Genomic DNA, 23,078 nt, shown 5'->3' with positions numbered 1-23,078 from the left:
CCAAGGCTATAGCTTGAATTTCATTTGGAATAGTCCAGCTCTTCGAGCTGCCATATAGATAATCACGACAAGCGGTCCGATGAATACACCGATAACACCGACGAGCTTGAAGCCGACATATAAACTTACAAGCGCAGACAATGAGCCGATCCCTACAGAATCACCGAGAATTTTAGGCTCTACGATGCGGCGGAAAACGGTAATCACTAGAAATAGAATAATTAGCCCTACCCCTACAAAAACATTGCCCGTCAGCAGCAAATAACTTCCCCATGGCACAAGTACAGAACCTGTTCCAAGAATCGGCATAATATCAACAATGATAATAAGCAGCGCGATAGCAAGCGGATATTTGACATTAAGTATGAGCAAACCGATCAACGAAATGATGTAGGTGAGTGCACTCAAAATAAACTGCGAACGCAAGAAACCAAAAATCGACTTTTTGAGATTGTTCAGCACATCATTGACCTGAGGCTGCGATTTTTCTTCAAATAATGAAAGCACCGTTGCCTTCATCGTATTTAGACTAAAGCTCATCATGTATACCGCCACCAAGAAAACGATAAAGAAGATGAACATGCCCGGAATGCTTGAGGCGAAAGCGATAACGGTGTTCGATAGCGTACCCACCATTTTCGTTAATGTACTCGTTAGCTCCATTAGCCATTTCTCTAACGTTTCAATGGCGTCAGGAGGGAAGTTTTGATATAACGATTGTGCCTGAAACATGAGATCGTCTACCATCCCATTGGCATTTTCGAAGTATTGGGGCACTTTTTTGAAAAAGGCTATTAATTCGGCTACCACTTTCACGCCAAGCAGCGCGATTAGTCCGATGAGAATAACCGTAAACAGGCTGCTTGATATTGTAGCTGCCACCAGCCGATTCATTCGGAATTTTTTCATAAACAGCTGATTAAGCGGCTCAAGAAAAATAGCTACAACAAGCGCAAGCAAGAAAGGAGCACCTACCGTAAAAAACAGATAGAGCAACAATAACCCTAAAGCGATAAATACGATTGTCTTAATAGACACAGCTTCTCCTCCTCTCTATTCTTTTATATGCACTTTACGCCACTCTTAAACCAGCTCTTTCATACTAATCCAGCACTGCGCTGCGCTCATGGAAATTAACATCTTTGTAGTACATATCCTTAACAAGGAGATTAGGTCCGCAGCATGAAGCGACCGGGCAGTGACAATTCACACTTTGCGCAAGGGAATGGTCCAGCCATTTATCAAATAAATCCTCCAATTTTGACGAACCGATGTTGCCAAAAGCGGGCACGTCAGAAAAGTCAGTTACAAATACATCGCCTGTAAACAAATTTACGTTCAGTCGATTGCGGCCGTCAGGGTCGTTGCGTACCGTTACATTTGGCTCATTCGCTAATCTTCGCAGCAGCTCACGTTCTGATTTGCTGTCACTGCATGGATAAAAGGGAAGTGTACCGAACAGCATCCATACGGATTGGTCTCGCGCTTTCAGCAAGCGTTCAATAGCTTCCAGCATTTGCTCGCGTGAGAGAACCGGTAAATCCTTCGCAAAGGAGCTAGGATACATCGGATGCACCTCATGCCTCTGACAGCCCATATCCACGATCAGCTGATGAATCTCATCAATTTTGTTATACGTTTTGTAATTGATCATAGACTCCGCAGAAACGAGTACACCTGTCTCGCTAAGGCGACGTGTGTTTTCGATCATTTTTTCATAAAGCTTGGTCGCAGCTTCGAGCGATACATGGTGATTGGCTTTCGCAAATCCAATTTGGTGAAAATCTTCCGGAGACGTGTAGTTAAACGAAATGTGCATGACATCTAGATAAGGAGCTAGCTGCTCATAACGGCTGTATGGCAGCGTCACGTTCGAATTGATTTGGGAGCGAATGCCGCGGCTGCGGGCGTATTGAAGCAACGGCACCATGTAATCACGAACCGTTCGGTCGGAGAAGGATGGCTCCCCGCCTGTAATGCTTATCGTTTCGAGATGCTCCACTTCATCCAGTCGGTCCAGCATCTGCTTAAGCGGCAGCTTGGCGGGTTCTGTCATTACAAGTGTATCTCCAACAGCGCAATGCTCACAGCGCATATTGCATAGGTTGGAAACGGTCATTTCGACGCTTGTTAAGCGATGTCTTCCATATTGCTGCAACGAACGAATGGGATCCCACGGATCATTCGATGGCGAAAGTGTGGATAACGGTGTTCTTGATTGTTGAAATTGTATTGTGTTCATTTTTCTTCAGCACCTGACTTATTTTCTGGAATGAATCATTCTTTAGTTATTGTAATGCGCGACTGCAAAGGAAGCAAATAAAACGGCAAAAAAAGAAGCAAAAAGGAGCCTAGGCGGCTCCCAATCTGTCTTTCGTTAAATGCCTGAGGCAAACTGCACTTCGCTCGCGTCGTCGTTCACGCTGACGATCATCATCGTGAGCTGCTTCGACAAATCGATCTCGTAAGGCGATTTCAGTTCCTCGCCCGCTTCATTATATAGGATACGAATAATAGGTCTATGCGGGTAAGAATGATTAAGATCTGCTACGATACCCGACTCTCCTGTTTGCAGCTTAACTGTTATTCCAATCGGGTAAATAGCAACCTTATCGCGGAACAGCTGCAGCATTCGCTGCTCGTATAACGTTCCCGTACCGGCATAAAGCCGCTCAATCGCGTGATGCGGAAGCATTGGAGCACTGTAGACCCGATTTGTTGTCATGGCGTCATACGAATCGACCAACCCGATCCACTTCGCATAGTCATGAATTTCATTGCCTTTGATTCCGCGTGGATAACCGCTTCCGTCAATTCGCTCATGATGCTGGAATGCACAGTGGGCAACAAGCAGCGGCAGGTTAGGCTCATCCTTGAGCAGCTCGTAACCGATTCTCGCATGCTGCTTCATCGCTTCGAACTCCTCTTTGGAGAGGGAGCCTGGTTTTCTTAACACATCAATCGCAATCTGCGTCTTGCCGATATCATGAAGGAGAGCGCCCATGCCAAGCGTCGTAAGCTCTTCCTTGGAATAGCCGTTCGACATACCGAGCAGTGTTGTATAAACGCAGACGTTTAAAGAATGCTGGAACAAATAATGATCAACGGAGCTCATGTCCATTAACATGATCATCGCATCCTTATGACCGGAGAGGTCATCGATAATCATATTCATCATATTTTTAAATGGCTGTGCGATATAGGGGTAGGTTACGCCTTTTTTGCGTTTAGGACGATCCATCATTTCGCGGAAATTCGTTCGAATTTCCTTCAGCGCGATTTGCATCGTTTCCTCTCTAATTAAAGAAGGCAGCACAATATCATCCGTCTTCGGATCTGTTATATAAACATATTGAATTCCGCATTGATCCAAGCGGGATATAAGTCTCTCTGTCAGTTCTATGTTTTCGCCAAGAAGCACTATACCCTCTTGAGAAAATATCTTTTTGGCCAGCTTCATACCCGGCCTGCATTTCGCTATTGGCAACAACCGCATTTTCTCGATCCTTCCCCATTAAAAGTCAGCTAACTATTACATCGGAAAAAATCGTTCGTAATGTTAATGTACGGGATATACGGGAAAATCGCAACCATTTTATACTATTTTTTCGACATGATTTGTCGATATTTTTCATATTCTTTGTCAAATCGAGGCATTTTCCCATCTAAACTGACAACATTCCGTTAATTCAGACGAATTTTGCAGCTGCGCTTCAATCACGTCTCGGATGAATTCTGGCAAGTAATAATTCACTTGCACCGCGTTAGCGAGCGACTCGTAACCCGCCTTGAAACTGAACATATCGATCGTTCCCAGCTTATACAGCCGTTCATCATCCAGCGTTTCTCCATTGACCGTAACCTGAAGGAGTCTATCCATCGGCATTCTGTTCGAGTCATAGGTAACGGTCAAGCCATCTATGGCAAGCGTTCCAAGCACTTCACCGCGAAAGCCGTATCCTTTGATCGGCTTATGGATAAATTCGGGCAGCAGCGCTTGCTCCAGCGCTGTCCTTATATCCGTGCCTGCAATGAGCATGAGGCACGGATTAATCGGCGACGGACAGAGGGCGTGCAATTCGCCCGCTGTCACGTCCCCTTGCGCGAGGCCGCCGAGCAGCTGTCCTGCGTTGACGATGCCGATTTCGGCATCGGTCCAGCGGCGCAAGCCAGCGGCCAGCAGGTTGCCGAGCGGTGATTCCCGCTCGGCTCTGGCGGGCAGCGGCGCAGAAAGCCGGGCGATAACCCGGCTTAGGCGCTGCTGTCCCGCCTTTAGGTAGCTGCCGATGATGGCGGCAGCTTCGGGATGCTCTGCCATTGCGGCCGTAGGAACGCAGGTTGCGCGGAACATTGGGCGTGAGGAAACGTTGTCCATTCCGATTTCTACTCGCCCAATATACTCGCCGAATTTCCCGGCTGCACAAATCGTCGTATCACCGATAACAATCGGCTCTTCCAATAAATGATGGGTATGTGCTCCCAAAATAAGATCGATGCCCTCAAGCTTCTCCGCCATTTGCTTATCGAAGGTAATCCCAATATGGGACATCACTACCAGCACATCTACCTTATCTCTCAGCTTTGCCGCCTGTTCTTGCACCGCCGCGAATGGATCAGATACCTGCCAGCCTAGCAATGAATAAAAGTCAGAAAAGGCCGCTGTGACGCCTATGATACCGATTCGAAGTTCATTTTTATCAATGATCGTACTTGGCAGCAGCCAATCAGGCTGCTCACCCGTAGCAGCCTCGTGCATATTGGCACAAACGACAGTAAACTGAGCGCGATCGGTATACGCCTCCGAAATCGTCTGAGAAGAATAAGTAAGCCCTTCATTATTGCCAAGTGTTATTACTTCATAACCAGCTTGATTTAAAAGTTCTACATTAACAATCCCATCGCTGCCTTCGGTCTCCACTCGCATGCGATCCATATGGTCTCCGCAATCTACCGCAAGCACTCGCTCATTGCCCCAGCTTCGTCTTTCCTCTGCGATAAATGAAGCGATCTTGGCGGCATGCTCCAGACGACTATGTATATCATTGCTATGAAGAAGCACTACCCGTGTACGAAAACTGTCCGTCAAATTCATGCACGCCTCCTTAATGCCTGTACTCAGCGACACAAAACCAGTCTACTTGTTATTACGCAAATCATTCATCGAAAATGTATGCTTAAAACCATATGCTGCTTCAACCTGCGTATTTGGCTCATCGTGTCCCATTTTGAGTTTAACGATGCTTTTCACATTTAAGCATTTGCTGCTGCCGTTGGGCACATAAAGGCGGATAGGGCCTGCCTTCTGCAAAGGCAAGCCATTAATTCGGTAAAGCACAGCCGCCTGATCAAGCTGCTCCCATGGAATAGTAGCCTCGAAAGAATCCGCCGCTTCTACAATTAAATAAGATGGCGTCTTGGACGCTGCAGCATTCTCAGAATTATTGTCCCTCATCCATGCAGCGTACCATTGATATAAGTCAAATGCTTCACCTTCAGCATCCGGCACTCTGCCTGCAATAAGGAAGCTTGCGCCCGAAAGTTTTGCCATCTCCTCTGGGGTCGTAACGGACATTCCTATCTCAGAATGTTCAATCTTGATCTCATGCATCAGCTGCTCGTCAGCCTCCAATCTGCGACATCCGCCGTTCGGTAGGAATATGAGTTTGTGCACTGTCAGCCAGCTTAGCCGCCATTTCATGATTTTCCGGCTTAATGTCCATCGATTTCAGCAGCAACTGCTGCATTTCCTCTGGATGCCCGAATGCTTCTCTTACATTCAGCTCATCTACCCAATATAGGCAAGGCTTAATGGACCCATCCGCAGTCAAGCGCAGCCTATTGCAATTGCTGCAGAAATGATCGCTGATAGGATGAATAAGCCCGAAGGAGCCGCGGCCGCCCTTCATTTGCCAATCCTCTGAAGGACCGTTTCCATGCACGTTTGGTCCGCGGCTAATCGTATAGCCCTCTTGCTCTGCTACTTCCAGTACACGCGAAAGCGGCAAATAATGCTTTTTCCAATTTTCATCCGCATGGCCGATTGGCATATATTCAATAAATCTAACATGCATCGGCTGCTCGTAAGCGAGTTTTAAAAATGCAGCAATTTCATCCTCATTTACTTCTTTAAGAAGCACGCAATTCAGCTTAATTGGATCGAAGCCTACTGCTGCTGCCGCTTCGATTCCTTCCATCACACGTTTTAATTCCCCGCTTCTTGCAATAAAACGAAATCTTGCGGAGTCCAGCGTATCTAAACTAATATTGACACGATTCAAGCCTGCTGCTCGTAGCGCTTCCGCTTGTTTGGCTAGAAAAACACCATTCGTCGTTAATGCTATATCTTTAATGCCAGCTATGGCAGATAATCTTTTAATTAAACCATCGAGACCCGGCCTTATAAGCGGCTCGCCTCCGGTAATGCGCAGCTTCGTAATGCCAAGCGCCGCACCCGCTTCAACTACCTCGACAATTTGATCATAGGAAAGTAAATTTTCTGATTCTGTGAATTCCATTCCTTCCTCTGGCATGCAATACAAGCATCGCAAATTACAACGATCCGTTACTGAAATACGTAAGTAATCGTGTACCCGTCCAAAACGATCCGTCAATGTCGGCATGACCTTCACTCCCTTTCTGTACGAGTATAAGCATAACATTTTTTCTTGAATTATGATATTCTATAAACAGCTTCAAGCCTATACGATGAGAGGTTTTATACCATGAAATATGACTGGATTATTAAATTATTTGCAGGGCTTCCCGAACGAATTGGGGCCCCTTCCATACAGCTGCAATCTGATTTGGAGAAAATGAGCGTAGCCGATCTAAAGGCCGCCATTTCTGACGAATACCCAGATCATCAAGCATTAATACAAATAGCTTTTATCGCATGCAACCACGTTTACGCCGCCGAGGATACGATCATACACGCCTCTGACGAGCTAGCCCTGCTTCCGCCAGTATCCGGAGGAGAAGAGAAACAAGAGCTTGCCAAGGAGCCTATAGAGCGCTATATCGTAACAAACGATGTCATTAGCTCCGATGCTGTGCTTGCAAAGGTTATTGTACCGGAAAATGGCGCCTCAATTGCATTTGTTGGAACAACGCGTGAATGGACACATGGGCAGCGTACGGTACGGCTTGAATATGAAGCGTATGCACCAATGGCCGTTGCAACGATGCAACAAATCGGCAATGAAATTGCCGAGCGATGGCATGGCGCCTTATGTGCCATCAGCCATAGAATTGGCGTTGTTGGCCTCGCTGAGACAAGCGTCGTTATCGCGGTGTCATCCCCCCACCGTGACAGCTGTTACGAGGCGAGCCGCTATGCCATTGAACGTCTTAAACAAATCGTCCCTATATGGAAGAAAGAAATTTGGGAAGACGGATCAGAATGGAAAGGGCATCAGCTTGGCCCGTGGAATCCTACTGAACAATTAAAGGACTTTTAGAATTACAACTAGGCGTGTCGAACATGGCTTCACGATGCTTTTAAGGAGATTAGCAAAAATGAACAAACCAATCACACAAAATAACGCTGCGCCTGAAATATCGGGCGTGGGATCAGCTCGTTATGCGAGACAAGTCCGCTTCTCACCAGTTGGAGAGAAAGGACAACAGCTGCTTACCGGCAGTCGCGCAGCGGTCGTTGGCATGGGTGCGCTTGGTTCTGTCATCGCCCAGCATTTGGTCAGATCCGGCGTTGGATATGTGCGTATTATAGACCGGGACATTATTGAATGGAGTAATTTACAGCGGCAAATGCTGTATACCGAAGAAGATGTATTATCGCTGCTTCCCAAAGCAGAGGCCGCTGCTGCGCATTTGCGAGCCATGAACAGCTCTGTCTTCATTGATCCGATAGTTGCTGATTTGACGGCAATGAATGCGGAGGAATTACTCGCTGATGTTGATCTTATTGTTGATGGCAGTGACAACTTCTCTGTTCGATATTTAATTAATGATTATAGCGTGAAGTACAGCATTCCTTGGATTTATGGCGGAGCCGTCGGCGCATCGGGCATGACGATGACGATTATACCAGGCGAATCCCCCTGCTACCGATGCTTATTCAATGAACCGCCTCCGCCTGGAACGACCGATACTTGTGAAACGGCAGGTGTCATCTCTCCAGTCGTTGACATCATCGGCTCTCTTCAAGCAACGGAAGCCATTAAGCTGCTCTCAGGCAACAAAAACGCACTTCACGGCACCTTATTTCAAGTTGACCTTTGGAATCATGCTTGGCTTCCTATTTCTGTGGCCAAATCGAAGCGAAGCCATTGCTACTGCTGCGGAAATAGGCAGTTCGCATTTTTGGAAGACCAAATGTCGGGATCAGCTGCTGCTTTATGCGGTCGCCATTCTGTGCAAATTACACCGAGTCAAGATGCTCTACTGAACTTGGAAGAGTTAGCTGAACGCTTAAAGCCGGTTGGCACAATAACACGCAATCGTTTTTTACTCCGAATTGAACTTGAGGCTGATTTGACCTTAGTCCTGTTCCAGGATGGCCGAGCCATCGTCCAAGGCACAGATCAATTATCAAAAGCAAGGTCGCTTTATGCTGAATTATTAGGTAATTAGTCGCTATTATAATACCCTCATATTGCCAATCCGATCAATCATTGCTACTATTGTAGGTATATCTTTTCTACTACTACCAATGAGGTGTCTCGATGAGAGTTCATGTTACAGAATTAATTAATGGAGACCGTTTAAGCAATGACACTTTCAACAATTACGGACTTCATGTACTCTCCAAAGGAACAGTACTCAATAACCAGGATATATCAAGATTATTTCAACATCAAATGGACTATATTGATATAGATGAAAGAGCAAGCGAAGAAACGGAAGGTCGTACACTTGAATCTACTATAAATCCCAAGTGGCTTCCTACCGTTCAGCCCCTTTACGAAAACGCTGTCAAAAGCTTTGAGGGATTATTCACGAAAGCGAATCAGCAAGGAAAAGTGGATGTCGAGGAAGTAACGTCCATCTTCCAGCCTCTACTGAGCAACCTCCAAATGGAACGCGATGTTGTATCTATGCTGCTATTGCTCAATTCTAAAGACGATTATACGTATCAGCATTCCGTGCAGGTCGGTATGTTGTCCTATTATCTCGCTACTTGGGTCGGGTACTCCAATGAAGAAGCTGTTCGTATCGGCAATGCCGGCTTCCTTCATGATATCGGAAAATGCCGAATTGAAGAGAGCATTTTAAATAAGCCTGGGAAGCTGACTGATGAAGAGTACGAAGAAGTGAAGAGACACACCGTGTACGGACATGAAATTATTTTAGACTCTCTGGATGAACCATTTGTAGCCATTGGAGCACTTCAACATCATGAGCGAAATGATGGCACTGGATATCCTCAAGGTCTGAAGGGTGATGAGATTCATCCCGTATCCAAAATCATTGCCGTAGTCGATATTTACAGTGCGATGATTTCCCAGCGCGTGTATCAACAGAAGCGTGATTTGCTTTTTGTACTAAAGGAACTTTATCAGCTGAGCTTCAAAGAGCTTGATCCCTATACAACCCACACCTTTATTAAACATATGATGCCTAATTTCATAGGCAAAAGAATCGAGCTTGTAGGTGGAGAAAGTGGAATTATTGTCATGACTCACCCTACCGAGTTTTTCCGCCCGCTTATTCAAATTGGTGAAGAATTCATCGATATGGCCATTGAGCGTGAGTATGAAATCCAGCAGGTTTATATTTAAATGTTTAAAAAAACAACCCGAATTGCAGATCATACCTGCGATTGCGGGTTGTTTTTATGCTGCCGCTTATTCTTATCAACCACGTACGCAACTTATACAATGATTTTATCGTTGTTATTGTAAATGATACCCAATATGCAAATTAAGACTAGAGGTGATGGAGTGAGAAGCATTTTAGCAATAATCATTATTGCTTTAATGATGACCGGATGCAAATCCGAAGCAATTAGTAATACACCAACTGTTCAACCAAGCGAGCTAACAATCATTGAACCGAACGATCAGCCGAATCGAGTCAGTGAAAAAGTTGTCATTTATAACCTCAAAAGTGCTGATGGCAGCAAGGAAGCTATTGAAACGATCTATCAGACTATAACCGAAGCGGATCTAGTAGAAATATTTAAAAAAGCTTTTGAAGAAGCTGAACCATTAAAAGGTATAGTGAAAATGGCAGCTCCAACTTATAAAGTAATAATCGGCAGCTCTGAATATTATCTTTTGATCGGTGAAGATAAGACAGATTCAATCGTTGATTTAGATGACTCGCATACGATGTTCAGGCTATCGCCTTCTGACACGAATAAGATTCGAGAAATACTTTCTTGGTCAGAGCCAGAGAAAGTGGTCGAAGGACTTGTAATGGACAAAAAAGTCATGGCCCGAGATGCGTCGAATCGAATTTTAGTGGCTGCGAACTGGTCAGAAGACGAGAGAAAAAGCTATTCGATGGATGATTGGTTTTCAAAAGCAGAACAGAACCGCGAGCTAGTGTGGTACACCATCGATAAAGAAGTCTACGGCAAGCTGCATATTGGTCAGCCAGTGGCTATAAGAGCAGCAGCAATGCAGCTTGATTCATCGCCACCCATTCGGTTCTCCATTACGGCACAAATCATTGATCCAATAATAACCAAATCATCCCTTTATTTAAATCTAATCGAAGAAGAATTAAGCAATCAGCAGCTGCTTTTGGCTCCGATCCGACCAGATAAGGAATGGATTTTGGATGGTATTAAGCCAAGCAGATATACGGTTAGTCCTATAAACAATGAAGCTGACTCTACTCGCCTAGAACAGGTTTCCATCTATATTTTTAATTCGGAGCAGCAGCTTGAAGAGGGTCTAAAGGATTTTCAAAAACAAACCGAATTGATTAATATGCTGTATCCTCGTATTTATAAGTTAAACAACGCGATGATCTTTTATTGGGCTTATGGCAACATGGAAGAACCCGCTAAGCTTGGCAGCTACTTCGAGAAAGCAGTAAAGCTCCTAAAGGAAAGATAGACGATGAAAATGCACATAGAAAAGGGCTGCCCTAAAGTAGAAAATTCTACTTTGGGACAGCCCCTCTTCCTATTGGCTCTATCGTTAACCGATTGAACCTTCCATCTCGAACTTGATCAAACGGTTCATCTCTACCGCATATTCCATCGGCAGTTCTTTCGTGAACGGCTCGATGAAGCCCATTACGATCATTTGCGTTGCTTCCGCTTCGCTCAGACCACGGCTCATGAGGTAGAACAATTGATCCTCAGAAACCTTCGACACTGTTGCTTCATGCTCAAGTGTGATGTTATCGTTCAAAATCTCGTTATAAGGAATCGTATCTGACGTTGATTCGTTATCGAGAATAAGCGTATCACATTTGATATTAGCTTTCGCGCCGTCGGAGTTGCGTCCGAAGGATGCAAGACCACGGTATGTTACTTTACCGCCGTGCTTACTGATTGATTTGGAAATAATTGTAGAGCTCGTATCTGGAGCAAGGTGAGTCATTTTTGCTCCTGCATCCTGATGCTGGCCTTTGCCGGCAACGGCAATGGACAATACCATACCTTTTGCGCCGCGACCGCGAAGGACAACAGCTGGGTACTTCATCGTCAGCTTGGAGCCGATGTTTCCATCTACCCATTCCATCGTTGCATTCTCATCAGCTACCGCACGTTTTGTAACCAGGTTGTAGATATTCGGTGCCCAGTTTTGGATCGTTGTGTAACGAACGCGTGCATTTTTCTTAACCAAGATTTCAACTACCGCACTGTGCAAAGAATTTGTGCTGTAAACGGGAGCTGTACAGCCTTCTACATAGTGAACGGAGCTGTCTTCATCGGCAATAATAAGCGTACGCTCAAATTGACCCATGTTCTCGGAGTTAATACGGAAGTATGCCTGCAAAGGCACTTCGCATTTTACGCCTTTTGGTACGTAGATAAAGCTTCCGCCTGACCATACCGCACTGTTCAAAGCAGCAAATTTATTGTCATTCGGAGGAATAATCGTTCCGAAATATTCTTTCATAAGCTCAGGATACTCACGAAGCGCAGTATCCGTATCTGTGAAGATAACACCTTGCTTCTCAAGATCCTCTTGCATGCTGTGATAAACGACCTCGGACTCATATTGAGCCGATACGCCGGCTAGAAACTTTTGCTCAGCTTCTGGAATACCCAGCTTGTCGAATGTTTCTTTAATTTCGGAAGGAACTTCCTCCCATGTTTTCCCTTGCTTGTCTGAAGCACGAACATAATATTGGATGTCGTCAAAATCAAGCTCATCCATGTTGCCGCCCCATTTAGGCATCGGCATTTTGAAAAATTGCTCAAGTGATTTCAAGCGGAAGTCCAGCATCCACTCCGGCTCACCTTTAATATCCGAAATCGTACGCACGATTTCTTCCGTCAAACCTTTGCCTGATTCGAATACGGCTTTGTGCTCGTCACGGAAACCATACTTATAATCTTCCATTTCCGGCATTGATTTAGCCATGGTCATTCACGCTCCTCATAAATCTAGTTTAATGTGATTCTTGCTGCTCGATCCCTTTGCGCAAGGCGTTCCACGCAAGTGTTGCACACTTAATTCTTGCAGGAAATTTGTTTACACCAGAAAGTGCATCCAACTCCTCATATTCATCAAATTCAACCGGTTCGCCTTTCATTAGAGCTGAGAATTTCTCAGCCATGGCGAGCGCCTCATCAAATGTTTTTCCTTTTATCGCCTCTGTCATCATCGATGCAGAGCTCATGCTGATCGAACAGCCTTCACCACTGAACTTCGCATTGGCAACTTTGCCGTCTACGACCTGCAGCTGCAGCGATATACGATCGCCACAAGTAGGGTTATTCAGGTTGATGGTAACTGATTCTTCATCCAAGGTTCCGCGATTTCTAGGATTTTTATAATGATCCATAATGACTCTGCGATATAAATCATCCAATTGCATGACCGAAGAACTCCTTTGTTTGTAGTAAGGCATCGGCTAAGCGGTCAATTTCATCTTCAGTATTATATAAATAAAAGCTTGCTCTTGCCGTTGCCGATACATTCAACCAACGCATTAGCGGCTGGCAGCAGTGATGGCCTGCACGAATCGCAATGCCTTTGGAATCAAGCACGGTCGCAACATCATGCGGATGTACATCATCCAAGTTGAATGTGATGAGTCCTACACGATTTTGCTTCGGACCGTACAATGTGATGCCTTCCAGCGAAGATAGCTTCTCGTAAGCATATGTGGCTAAACGTCTCTCATGCTGATCAATTTCATCTAGTCCAATTTCTTGTAGGAAGTCAATTGCAGCACCGAGTCCAACCGCACCCGCAATAATGGGAGTGCCGCCTTCAAAGCGGTACGGAATCTCTTTCCACGTAGACTCATAAAGATCAACAAAATCAATCATCTCGCCGCCATACTCAATCGGCTCCATCTTGTTAAGCAGTGCCTTCTTGCCATATAATGCGCCGATGCCCGTAGGACCACACATTTTATGACCAGAAAAAGCATAAAAATCAACATCCAAATCTTGGAGATCGATCTTCATATGCGGTGTGCTCTGTGCACCATCCACGACCATAATGGCACCATTACGATGTGCAATTTGGGTAATTTCTTTAATCGGATTTATGAGACCGAGCACATTCGAGACGTAAGTGATGGAAACCACCTTCGTCTGTGGAGTAATCGTCTTCTCAATATCCTCAAGAGAAATGGTACCATCGGGCTGCATCGGGATATATTTCAACGTTGCGCCAGTGGCCTTAGCAGCCTGCTGCCACGGAATTAAATTACTGTGATGCTCCATCGGTGTGATGACAATTTCATCACCTTCACCGCATACACTGCGTGCATAGCTTGAAGCAACCAAGTTTAGTGCTGTTGTAGTACCGCGTGTGAAAATAATTTGCTCCGGTGCTCCCGCATTCAGAAACTTCGCTACCTTCTCGCGCGCTCCCTCATAGGCATCAGTCGCCCTGGAACCAAGTGTATGCACACCGCGATGAACGTTCGCGTTATCCAGCTCATAGTACCGATTAACCGCATCAATGACGGAGCGCGGCTTCTGCGAAGATGCCGCGCTGTCCAGATAAACGAGCGGGTGCCCGTTTATTTCTTGATGCAATATCGGGAACTGCTCCCGAATCGCATTTATATTCATCCCTCTAGCTTCCTTTCGAGCAAACGCTGAAGCTGACCGCGTACCGCCTCGACTGGAATTTCCGATACGACTGGAGCCAAGAAGCCGTAAATAATTAGACGTTCAGCGTCTTGCTTAGATATACCGCGAGACATTAGGTAATATACCTGCTCAGGGTTTACTTGCCCCACGCTTGCTGCGTGGCCTGCTGTTACATCATCTTCATCTATAAGCAAAATCGGATTGGCATCGCCGCGCGCTTTAGGGCTCAGCATGAGCACCTTCTCGGTTTGTACACCGTTCGCTTTCGTCGCACCCTTCTCGATTTTTGTAATTCCGTTAATGATCGCTGAAGCGGAATCCTTCATTACTGCACGTGTTACCATGTTGCTGTCGGAGCTTTTGCCGAAGTGAACGGCTTGCGTCGTCAAGCTGTTTTGTTGAGCATTTTTGCCTACGCTGATTACTTTTGCATCAGAAGTAGAGCCTGTGCCCTTCAACATGGATTTCGTGTCTGACAACGTATTTCCGTCATTCAAATCACCGATAATCCATTCCATTTGGCCGTCATTTTCAATAACCGAACGACGGATTGACATATCCACGCCCGTCTCAGCCATATGGTGGATGGAGCTGAAACGAACATGAGCGCCTGGCTTCACGAACACTTCAACAACAGATGGATGTACGAAAGGAGCACTGTTTGCTCCCGGTTCGGATACAACACAATCCACATATGTCACTCGGCTATTATTGTCTGCTACGATCAAGATATGCGGAGCAAATGTCGCTTCAGCATTATCATTGTAGAAAATCGCTTGTAGCGGCAGCTCGACTTCGACATCTTTAGGAACGTAAACGAATACGCCGCCGTTCCAAAGTGCTGCATGAAGTGCTGTAAGCTTATCTTCGTCCTTCGCTACTGCTTGGAACAAATATTTTTGAACGAGGTCGCCATGCTCTTTGCATGCCGTCTCCAAATCTGTGAAAATAACGCCTTTGCTAGCCAATTCTTTTGAAAACTGATTCCATACGATGCCGGAATTACGTTGAACAAGCAAATTTTCAGTTCCTTCTGTGATCAATTCACGAACAGCTTGTGGAAGTTCGCTAATTGCTCCAACCGTTGTCGGTTGCTCGTAGTTTCCTAGTGCTGTCAAATTCCACCGTTCAATACGAACCTTCTCCGGCTTAGGCCATCCGAGTGTTCCGGCAAGGTCTGCCGCTTCTCCGCGCAGTTCAACAAGCCAGTTCGGCTCGCCTTTACTACGTGCCAGCGCTTCAGCAGCTTGACGGTTGGCCTGCGTTGATAGTTGTGTACTCATCCGTTTTGCCCCCTTCTCTGCTTAAGCCTGACCGACCGTTTCATCTTCGATTCCAAGCTCTTCTTTTACCCAATCATAACCTTCGTTTTCCAAACGCTCAGCCAGCTCAGGACCACCCGATTTAACGATGCGGCCTTGCATCATAACATGTACATAGTCTGGAGTAATATAGTTAAGCAAACGCTGATAGTGAGTGATGATAAGGAAACCGCGATCTTCCGAACGCATAGCATTTACGCCTTGTGATACGATACGAAGTGCATCTATGTCAAGACCTGAATCGATCTCATCAAGAACAACGATTTTTGGATCAAGAAGCATCATTTGCAAAATTTCGTTACGTTTTTTCTCGCCGCCTGAGAAACCTTCGTTAAGGTAACGGTGAGCGAATTCAGCATTCATTTCAAGCTCTTTCATTTTGCTTTCCATTTTGCGAATGAATTTAATCAACGAGATTTCATTGCCTTCGCCAAGACGTGCATTTAGCGCACTGCGTAGAAAGTCAGAATTCGTTACGCCTGGAATTTCACTCGGATATTGCATTGCAAGAAACAAACCAGCAAGCGCGCGCTCGTCAACACCCATTTCAAGAATGTCAGCGCCATCTAGTACTGCCGTTCCTTCTGTTACTTCATATTTAGGATGTCCCATCAAAGCGGATGCCAGTGTAGATTTACCGGTACCGTTCGGGCCCATGATCGCGTGAATTTCTCCACCTTTAATTTCTAGGTTAATACCTTTCAAAATCTCTTTTCCGTCGATAGCCGCTTTCAGACCATCAATGACAAAATGAGTAGACATAATATGCTGATCCCTCCAAGGTTGGTTTAATTCGCTCAGTCACTTCTATAAATAATAGACTTTCTATTATAGAGTGATTCTCAATGATTCTCAATAATCATTTTAATATAGTTTTTGTTATAAATCAATGTGAGATGTCTTTGATTCATTGATAATGTCTTTTTATTGTAGATATAAAACGAAAAGCTAAAGGTTGATTTCGGCTTATATTTCTCCTATTTCACCTTTAATCGGCAACTAGATGGGTTTTCCTCGTATGATCCTTTGATCAAAATAAATCTTTTATGCCAATGCATTTTTAATTTTTTGAACTTCTGACAGAAATGTTTCTTCATCCAGTACAGGCAACATTTTTGGAGATGGTATTTCATCTTCCATTCTTACCCAAGATTTGCATCCATTATAAGCAGGCCTCATCGAAATTTCCAAAGGCGTCTCCAATCGGTAAACTCGAAGCAATAAAACATGCAGCGGCTTGGTTTTTTTCCATCGCAATCTTTCCTCTGCAAACGTATCTGTCCATATATGCAAATCGCGTAAACGATCGAGTTTTTCTTGATCCGTTACTTCAATATCTTCAACGACCTCGGCGTAAGCTTCTAGCTTAATCGTTTCCATGTCTATCGACCAATTCGCTAACGTTTCATCCAAACCGTCAACATATTGCTCCTTTAAAAGATGCTTCTTCTGGTGCTCGTACGCAGGCATTAAATAAAAGCTAGGGCTAATAAGCTGGAAATCTCGCGTTTCTTCAATGATTCCGCCTTTACGCATAACGATAATTTGCTGCCCCTCTGCGAGCGCTTTTACACTGACAGCCCACTCTTTCAAAGCGATCGACTGTTGTTCTTTTTGTGCAGTCACTATACTTCCTCCATCCAACTTGTCTATAATTGATAACATTATATCAAATGAGGGTATTCCAAGGCGAAATAATATACATTATACTATGTTGAGATGAATACTGGGCATTGCTGCCCAACTACTATAAACCGGAGGTGGACAGCCGTGTCTGCATATCATCCATTATCAGAACAAGAAGCCATTCAAATAGCTCTTTCGCTTGACGGTTATTTCCCAGAGGGAGCAAGTTTAACCAGCCGAGAAATTGGAGACGGTAATTTAAACTTGGTTTTCCACATCGTTGATTCTAGCAGCGGCAAGAGCCTTATTATGAAACAGGCGCTTCCTTATGCTAAAGTTGTTGGTGAGTCTTGGCCGCTTACACTCGATCGTGCACGTATTGAAAGTGATAAGCTTATTTTGGAAGGGGAGCTTGCTCCTGGACTCGTTCCAAACGTTTATAAATATGACCCAGAGCTCTATCTAACCATTATGGAGGATCTCAGCGATCATATTATCATGCGTCAAGGGTTGATCGGCGGAACACGTTATCCTAAATTCGCGGACGATATTTCAACATTTATGGCACGGACTTTATTTTTTACCTCTGATCTTGGCATGAACCAGCAGGAAAAGAAGCAGCGCGTAAAAGCTTTTATTAATCCTGAGTTATGCAAAATAACAGAGGATCTTATATTCGACGATCCTTATACGAATTCGCCTAACAACAGCTTTGATCCAGCTATTCAAGATGCTGCTGAGGCGCTTTGGCAGGACTCGCAGCTTCATTTTGAAGTAGCGATTCTGCGTGACAAATTTTTAACAAATGCACAAGCGCTGTTGCATGGCGATCTTCATACGGGCAGTGTTTTCGTAACGCCTGAATCTACAAAGGTCATCGATCCTGAATTCGCTTATTATGGTCCAATTGGCTTCGACATCGGTGCTGTTATTGCGAATTTGCTTCTCAACTTTGCAGGGCAAGAGCATTGGAGCACGGATACAGAAACGAGAAATGACTTCCGTCGTTATTTGACCGATTCGGTGCGTGATGTGTGGAACCTATTCGATCAAAAATTCCGTGCATTATGGGATGAGCATGGTCTTGATCGTATTGCTTCTTCAACACCAGGCTATCAAGATTACTATATGAATCGTTTGCTGCAGGACGCTGTTGGTTTTGCAGGCTGCAAAATCGTACGCCGAATCGTCGGTTTGTCTCATGTAATCGATGTAGATCGCATCCCTGATGCAGCTGCTAAAGAGAAAGCTCAGCGCCTCGCTCTTGCTATTGGAACATCGCTGATTCGCAACAACCGCAATACGCAATCCATTGAGGAAATTATTGACGTTGCCTTATCACTTGCAAATAAATGATTGAACACAGAGAGGAAATGACACCATGACAACAAATAATTATGCTGGCTTGCAATCGGTTATCTGGACCGAAGACAGGCTTGATTTACTTGACCAACGGCTTTTGCCAGAAGAAATCGTTTATTTGCCTTTAACGACAGCAGAGGATGTATGGGAAGCGATTCGCCACTTAAAAGTACGCGGAGCTCCAGCCATCGGCATTTCAGCAGCTTATGGCGTCGTTCTGGGCAGCCGAGATGAGCAAACCACTGAGGCATGGCTCGCGCAAGTCGTCAAGCAAGTAGAATATCTCGCGACTTCAAGACCAACCGCTGTTAACTTGTTCTGGGCACTTGATCGCATGAAAGCCGCTGCCGCTTCTTACATCGAGAAAGGCTTGTCGCTTGAGGAAAGCAAAGCCGCTTTGCTAACGGAAGCAATCGCGATTCAAAGCGAAGATGAAGAAACAAACAGAATGATCGGTGAACATGCCCTATCATTGTTTAAAGATGATATGGGCGTATTGACACACTGCAATGCTGGCGGCTTGGCTACGGCTAAATACGGCACAGCTCTTGCACCCTTCTACTTAGCCTTGGAACGCGGTATTACACTGCGTGTATATGCTGACGAGACGCGTCCTGTCCTTCAAGGCGCTCGGTTAACAGCATTTGAACTGCAGCAGGCAGGCGTCGATGTAACGCTTATTTGCGACAACATGGCGGGTATGATTATGGCTAAGGGCTGGGTAGATGCGGTTATCGTAGGTACTGACCGCGTTGCTGCAAATGGTGATGTAGCTAACAAAATCGGAACGTACAGCGTAGCTGTACTAGCTAAAGCTCATGGCATTCCTTTTTATGTAGCAAGTCCTCTTTCCACAATTGATTTGAATACGCCGACTGGTTCTGAAATTCCTATTGAAGAGCGCAATGCGGAAGAAATTACAGAAGGCTTCGGCAAACGTACTGCTCCTCAGGGCATTAAAGTATACAATCCCGCTTTTGACGTAACGCCTAATGAATATGTAACAGCCATTATTACTGAAAAAGGCATCGTCCAAGCGCCATACGATGTTAACCTTCGCAAGCTGTTTGAATAATCATTAGATAATAAAAGCCCTAATCGGTTGTTCGCGGCATTCACGCGTACAGCTTGATTGGGGCTCTTTGTTTTCTTTTTGTTAAAGCATCAATTGGAGCGCTTCCGAGCCCTTCATGCCAACTACAACACCCTTTGTCTCTGCTGTTAAAGTAACGGATTCCAAAGGGGCTTCCATCAACTCTTCCAACGTTTTTACTCCGACAGCTCTGCCAGCTATAATTTCCCGGTCTTTGAGTCGCTCATTAAGCAGAGAAACATCAAGCGCACCGCACATAATATATCCTTTGTCCGTCATGATGGCGAGCAAAGTTGTTTTGGGCAGCTTCACTTCAACGCCAAGAACGGTTTCTCCATTCTCCAGTGTGAAAGGAACCATCCGCATCATATAGGATCCACCCCCTTCTTTTACATAATGTAAAAGGCAATGCACTGCAACATCAGTATATGCAAAAGTAAGTTTGCAGTGTTGGATGTTTGCTTATTTATGCAGTGGTTGAGGGGTGAAATCACAAATGCGGTCACAAACTTATTTCCATTCAATATCTTTAGACCATTTAAAAGTCATTTTCGCATACTTCCTCTTCATGTTGAGTTTTCGATGAAACACATGTTTTAATATATTCACAAATGTCGATATTCACTTTATTTATCCTCAAATTTATGTGGCTCAATAACAAAACTTTTTAAAATATATCCACACTTCATACAAATTACATGAGTAACATCTGATCCTAAAGTTAGCATTTTTTTCATAGGGTATACTCTGGCTTCACCGTGAGACTTACCTTTCCCAAAGTTGGTTCCTCCACATTCGGGACAAACTTCTTCTTTTTTCATCTCGAACCTCTCCCTTTGAAATTAACCTTTTCTTGCCTTTCTAATCAAACTAATCACAACAAAACGGATACTTACTATCCTTATACTTATACGTCAGGTACTCCTGCACTTTACCTCTTCAAAAAAGAAAATTAAACTTATATCAGCCTAATTGTCTTTCGGTTCTTTTGGTTTTCTCGAAAACAAGCTCATTATGTGCACACTCCTTACTTAATTAATGAAGCCTTACTCAGTGGAATCTATGTCATACTGCGTTCGATTGTTAGTATCTGTCGATTGTCAGTCCAAACATGACCACGTTTGAAATCTGGTTTCATTTCAAGTGCTTCTTCTCTTTCAGCATCTTCAATAAATTTCACAATTGGCGCCCCTTTCTGATGATAAAACTAGTCTTTCGTTGCCTATGTAATATCATATATCTCTGTCAGCTGTTCCGATGAAAGTGTTGAAAAATCCGTTCCAGAAAGTTTTTTTATTATATTACCTCTCCAAATTTCCTCTCTTATTTCAGAGGTATCTGGCGATAGTGAAGTTTTATTCCAACTGCCACCCGTTACTCTCCCATTCTCATCATACATTAAGTCTCCATACTCTGTACGTATCTTCCCTTTGGGATTTATTTTCTTTACTTTGGTGATTGTGTATGAAGCCGTCCTATGGCCTCCTATGACTACAACATCGTCACCTTCACTCAAGTTCCTCAGCCACTCTTTATATGTATTTACATCATTCTAAACATTTCTCCTCCCCATAAAACAACCATTTAACTATACCTTCCTATCTTCCTAAAAATTAAATGATTTAATAATAATTTGTCGCAAACTATGTCGAATCAAAATGAATCAATAAAAGACTCCCCTCAGTCAAGGAAAGCCAGCTACATATAGTTTTCACAATCACAATTCGACTCACCAAACTCACAAACTGGTCACAAGATTAGGGAAAAAACTAGTTATTTAAAAAAGTTTATACTTAATATTCATTAAAGATAATAATCATGAAAAACCATATGAAAGCTTGTTATGATTGGGCTTTTTTGTTTTTTCCGAGGGTTTTGGCCCCCTTCTTTTACATAAAGTAAAAAGCAAGGCACTGCAACATCAGTATATGCAAAAGTAAGTTGGCATTATTGGATGTTTGCTTATTTATGCTCCTGCATTCTTCTGAAAATGCTAGTCTCTAATTATGCTTCTCCAATGATAAATCCCTACGCTCTTCATCTTGTATGGTTCTACTTCCTCTCTCTAGTCTACTACCCATAGAAATCGCATTATCGTATGTCGCCATATTTAAAAGATATTTCTCACCTCAGGCAGATGTCCAAGCGGGCAGGTTAATGCCTGCATTAAATAGTTAGAAATTATAATTAGGAGGGATTTAGATATGGGTTGTAATAATTCTGCAACTGCTTTAACTTGTTGTGCTGATAAAAACTTTGTGCAAGATAAAGTATGTACACCATGGAGTGGCACCGTTGTCGCTGCTGATGTCCTAGTTGTCGTCTTCACAAATAACATTAACCAAAATATTGTGGGTACCGGATATTTGCAATATGACATCGGTCCAGCTGCTATCACATTTGATTTTCTTGACAGCACAGGAACTCCGATTAATGCTGCTCCTTTTTCACTCTCTCCAGGAACTAGTCTTGCTTTTACGTATAGGCGCTTTAGTGCCATTCAAATAACGCTTCCCGCAGCATCACCAGGTACTTATCAAGGTGAATTCTGCATAACTACCCGTTACCCTGTCCAATAAAATAAACGAGTGGAGGGATAAAGGAATATGTGTGAAACAAATTCTACACTTAGTTGCTGCTCAGAAAAAATCATTGTGCAAGATAAAGTGTGCTTGAATTGGCAGTTGGCTGCAGCTGGTACCCAAACTTTATATACGGACAACATTTCGCAAATCATTACCGGTACAGGGTATGTTTCGTACGAAACCGGTACAGCACCATTAACAGTAAACTTCTTCAGAACAGGAATCGTAGCAGCTATTCAAACCATAGTTATTCCTGTTGGAGGCAGTGCATCATTTACGGTAGCACGATTTAATACCATTTCCTTAACTACGACGGCAGCAGCACAAGGGGAGTTTTGTATTACTGTCCGTTATAGTCTTTAATCTTATAACTTAATAATAAAGGGTGGTTCTTCATTTATTGAAGAACCACCCTTTATTATTGTTCATTTAATGGAATGGGGTTTGAATGCAGACCAATGGTAGTTGAAATTACATATTTTCCTTCAATATAAAGTAACTCATTACCTTTTGCAGAAACCTTTACAGATTTAATGCCTTCACCAATAAAATTAACTGTATTACCAGGTGGTACAATCATTAGTTTAGTTTCTGTACCAACAATTTCTACTTCCAAAGGATCTGTGCTCGATGGACTCGAGTATATAGTAATTTGCGCCAACTTAACTTTTGCTTCAATATCTGTTTCCCATATTTGAAGTCCCGTTAGATTACCTTGAAGTAATATATTTCCACAGCATTCTTTTTCGACCAGCATAGTCGCAGGATCAACGCAAGGTGAATCCGGGCAAGGACACGGCCTAGGCCTTGGACATGGTCTCGGTCTTGGCCTGTGACATCGCTTAGGAGGACACGGAAATATCGGGAAACATCTCTTCCTTCGGGCTCTT

At 44.1% G+C, this 23,078-nt stretch carries 24 protein-coding genes; 8 read left to right on the top strand and 16 right to left on the bottom strand.

Translation table 11 applies throughout. The features are described from left to right. Positions 1–6: 6 nt before the first annotated feature. From ytvI to moaA, 6 genes are all read right to left on the bottom strand, one after another. The gene (gene ytvI / locus AB4Z45_RS10620) at positions 7–1,038 is read right to left on the bottom strand and encodes a sporulation integral membrane protein YtvI (protein ID WP_076270261.1); all 1,032 of its coding nucleotides are present in this window, start codon (positions 1,036–1,038) and stop codon (positions 7–9) included. Positions 1,039–1,102: 64 nt separating this feature from the next. Then, positions 1,103–2,242: a radical SAM/CxCxxxxC motif protein YfkAB gene (gene yfkAB, locus AB4Z45_RS10615; RefSeq protein ID WP_441909165.1), complete on the bottom strand. Its 1,140-nt coding sequence runs from the start codon at positions 2,240–2,242 to the stop codon at positions 1,103–1,105. 135 nt (positions 2,243–2,377) lie between these two features. Next, positions 2,378–3,496, bottom strand: a complete 1,119-nt coding sequence (locus tag AB4Z45_RS10610) for an HD-GYP domain-containing protein (protein ID WP_441909164.1) — start codon at positions 3,494–3,496, stop codon at positions 2,378–2,380. A gap of 147 nt (positions 3,497–3,643) precedes the next feature. Continuing rightward, on the bottom strand, positions 3,644–5,092 hold the full coding sequence (locus tag AB4Z45_RS10605; protein WP_441909163.1) for a bifunctional metallophosphatase/5'-nucleotidase: 1,449 nt from the start codon (positions 5,090–5,092) through the stop codon (positions 3,644–3,646). A gap of 42 nt (positions 5,093–5,134) precedes the next feature. Then, positions 5,135–5,629 (bottom strand): hypothetical protein, encoded by a 495-nt coding sequence (locus AB4Z45_RS10600; protein ID WP_441909162.1) that lies wholly within the window; start codon positions 5,627–5,629, stop codon positions 5,135–5,137. Next, entirely contained in the window at positions 5,619–6,620 is a 1,002-nt protein-coding gene (gene moaA / locus AB4Z45_RS10595; protein ID WP_076270264.1) for a GTP 3',8-cyclase MoaA, read from the bottom strand. The genes AB4Z45_RS10600 and moaA overlap by 11 nt, the downstream gene beginning before the upstream one ends. A 102-nt stretch (positions 6,621–6,722) precedes the next feature. Here moaA and AB4Z45_RS10590 point away from each other — a divergent pair, with 102 nt between their 5' ends. The 4 genes from AB4Z45_RS10590 to AB4Z45_RS10575 all read left to right on the top strand — a co-directional run bounded on the left by AB4Z45_RS10590 (position 6,723) and on the right by AB4Z45_RS10575 (position 11,027). Beyond that, on the top strand, positions 6,723–7,457 hold the full coding sequence (locus AB4Z45_RS10590) for a molybdenum cofactor biosynthesis protein (protein ID WP_441909161.1): 735 nt from the start codon (positions 6,723–6,725) through the stop codon (positions 7,455–7,457). Positions 7,458–7,515: 58 nt separating this feature from the next. Continuing rightward, positions 7,516–8,592, top strand: coding sequence for a ThiF family adenylyltransferase (locus AB4Z45_RS10585; RefSeq protein WP_441909159.1), 1,077 nt, complete (start codon positions 7,516–7,518; stop codon positions 8,590–8,592). 92 nt (positions 8,593–8,684) lie between these two features. Beyond that, a complete protein-coding gene (locus AB4Z45_RS10580; protein ID WP_441909158.1) occupies positions 8,685–9,740 on the top strand; it encodes an HD-GYP domain-containing protein in 1,056 nt (351 codons plus the stop codon). 162 nt (positions 9,741–9,902) lie between these two features. Continuing rightward, a complete protein-coding gene (locus tag AB4Z45_RS10575) occupies positions 9,903–11,027 on the top strand; it encodes a hypothetical protein (RefSeq protein ID WP_441909157.1) in 1,125 nt (374 codons plus the stop codon). An 84-nt stretch (positions 11,028–11,111) separates the two neighbouring features. Here the strand turns inward: AB4Z45_RS10575 and sufB are convergent, their stop codons facing one another. The 6 genes from sufB to AB4Z45_RS10545 all read right to left on the bottom strand — a co-directional run bounded on the left by sufB (position 11,112) and on the right by AB4Z45_RS10545 (position 17,148). Beyond that, entirely contained in the window at positions 11,112–12,509 is a 1,398-nt protein-coding gene (sufB, locus tag AB4Z45_RS10570; RefSeq protein WP_076270269.1) for a Fe-S cluster assembly protein SufB, read from the bottom strand. Between the two features lie 28 nt (positions 12,510–12,537). Then, positions 12,538–12,966 carry a Fe-S cluster assembly sulfur transfer protein SufU gene (sufU, locus tag AB4Z45_RS10565; RefSeq protein WP_441909156.1) on the bottom strand — a complete coding sequence of 143 codons (429 nt, stop codon included), beginning with the start codon at positions 12,964–12,966 and terminating at the stop codon, positions 12,538–12,540. Further along, positions 12,953–14,179, bottom strand: a complete 1,227-nt coding sequence (locus AB4Z45_RS10560) for a cysteine desulfurase (RefSeq protein ID WP_076270271.1) — start codon at positions 14,177–14,179, stop codon at positions 12,953–12,955. Before AB4Z45_RS10560 ends, sufU begins: the two co-directional genes overlap by 14 nt. Further along, a complete protein-coding gene (gene sufD / locus AB4Z45_RS10555) occupies positions 14,176–15,483 on the bottom strand; it encodes a Fe-S cluster assembly protein SufD (RefSeq protein WP_441909155.1) in 1,308 nt (435 codons plus the stop codon). Before sufD ends, AB4Z45_RS10560 begins: the two co-directional genes overlap by 4 nt. A 21-nt stretch (positions 15,484–15,504) precedes the next feature. Further along, on the bottom strand, positions 15,505–16,284 hold the full coding sequence (gene sufC / locus AB4Z45_RS10550) for a Fe-S cluster assembly ATPase SufC (protein WP_076270273.1): 780 nt from the start codon (positions 16,282–16,284) through the stop codon (positions 15,505–15,507). 282 nt (positions 16,285–16,566) lie between these two features. Then, positions 16,567–17,148: a DUF1802 family protein gene (locus AB4Z45_RS10545; RefSeq protein WP_441909154.1), complete on the bottom strand. Its 582-nt coding sequence runs from the start codon at positions 17,146–17,148 to the stop codon at positions 16,567–16,569. Between the two features lie 144 nt (positions 17,149–17,292). Here AB4Z45_RS10545 and mtnK point away from each other — a divergent pair, with 144 nt between their 5' ends. Next, entirely contained in the window at positions 17,293–18,504 is a 1,212-nt protein-coding gene (gene mtnK, locus AB4Z45_RS10540) for an S-methyl-5-thioribose kinase (RefSeq protein WP_441909153.1), read from the top strand. Between the two features lie 25 nt (positions 18,505–18,529). After that, positions 18,530–19,585 (top strand): S-methyl-5-thioribose-1-phosphate isomerase, encoded by a 1,056-nt coding sequence (gene mtnA, locus AB4Z45_RS10535; RefSeq protein WP_441909151.1) that lies wholly within the window; start codon positions 18,530–18,532, stop codon positions 19,583–19,585. A gap of 81 nt (positions 19,586–19,666) precedes the next feature. Here mtnA and AB4Z45_RS10530 read toward each other — a convergent pair whose 3' ends face one another. The 3 genes from AB4Z45_RS10530 to AB4Z45_RS10520 form a co-directional block, all read right to left on the bottom strand. Beyond that, positions 19,667–19,972 (bottom strand): YunC family protein, encoded by a 306-nt coding sequence (locus tag AB4Z45_RS10530; RefSeq protein WP_076270277.1) that lies wholly within the window; start codon positions 19,970–19,972, stop codon positions 19,667–19,669. A gap of 257 nt (positions 19,973–20,229) precedes the next feature. Then, complete coding sequence (locus AB4Z45_RS10525; protein WP_441885455.1) at positions 20,230–20,424, bottom strand: transcription initiation factor TFIIIB; 195 nt, start codon at positions 20,422–20,424, stop codon at positions 20,230–20,232. A gap of 401 nt (positions 20,425–20,825) precedes the next feature. Next, positions 20,826–21,119 carry a hypothetical protein gene (locus AB4Z45_RS10520; RefSeq protein WP_441909149.1) on the bottom strand — a complete coding sequence of 98 codons (294 nt, stop codon included), beginning with the start codon at positions 21,117–21,119 and terminating at the stop codon, positions 20,826–20,828. A gap of 688 nt (positions 21,120–21,807) precedes the next feature. Here AB4Z45_RS10520 and AB4Z45_RS10515 point away from each other — a divergent pair. Then, entirely contained in the window at positions 21,808–22,182 is a 375-nt protein-coding gene (locus tag AB4Z45_RS10515; protein ID WP_441909147.1) for a DUF3992 domain-containing protein, read from the top strand. Between the two features lie 27 nt (positions 22,183–22,209). Beyond that, the gene (locus tag AB4Z45_RS10510) at positions 22,210–22,551 is read left to right on the top strand and encodes a DUF3992 domain-containing protein (protein ID WP_441909146.1); all 342 of its coding nucleotides are present in this window, start codon (positions 22,210–22,212) and stop codon (positions 22,549–22,551) included. Positions 22,552–22,606: 55 nt separating this feature from the next. Here AB4Z45_RS10510 and AB4Z45_RS10505 read toward each other — a convergent pair whose 3' ends face one another. Further along, entirely contained in the window at positions 22,607–22,945 is a 339-nt protein-coding gene (locus AB4Z45_RS10505) for an S-Ena type endospore appendage (protein WP_441909144.1), read from the bottom strand. Positions 22,946–23,078 lie beyond the last annotated feature (133 nt).

It is taken from the genome of Paenibacillus sp. MCAF9, assembly GCF_052114265.1.
Lineage (GTDB): Bacteria > Bacillota > Bacilli > Paenibacillales > Paenibacillaceae > Pristimantibacillus.
The sequence above is the reverse complement of the archived record's forward strand: the minus strand, read 5'-3'. Positions and strand labels throughout refer to the sequence as shown.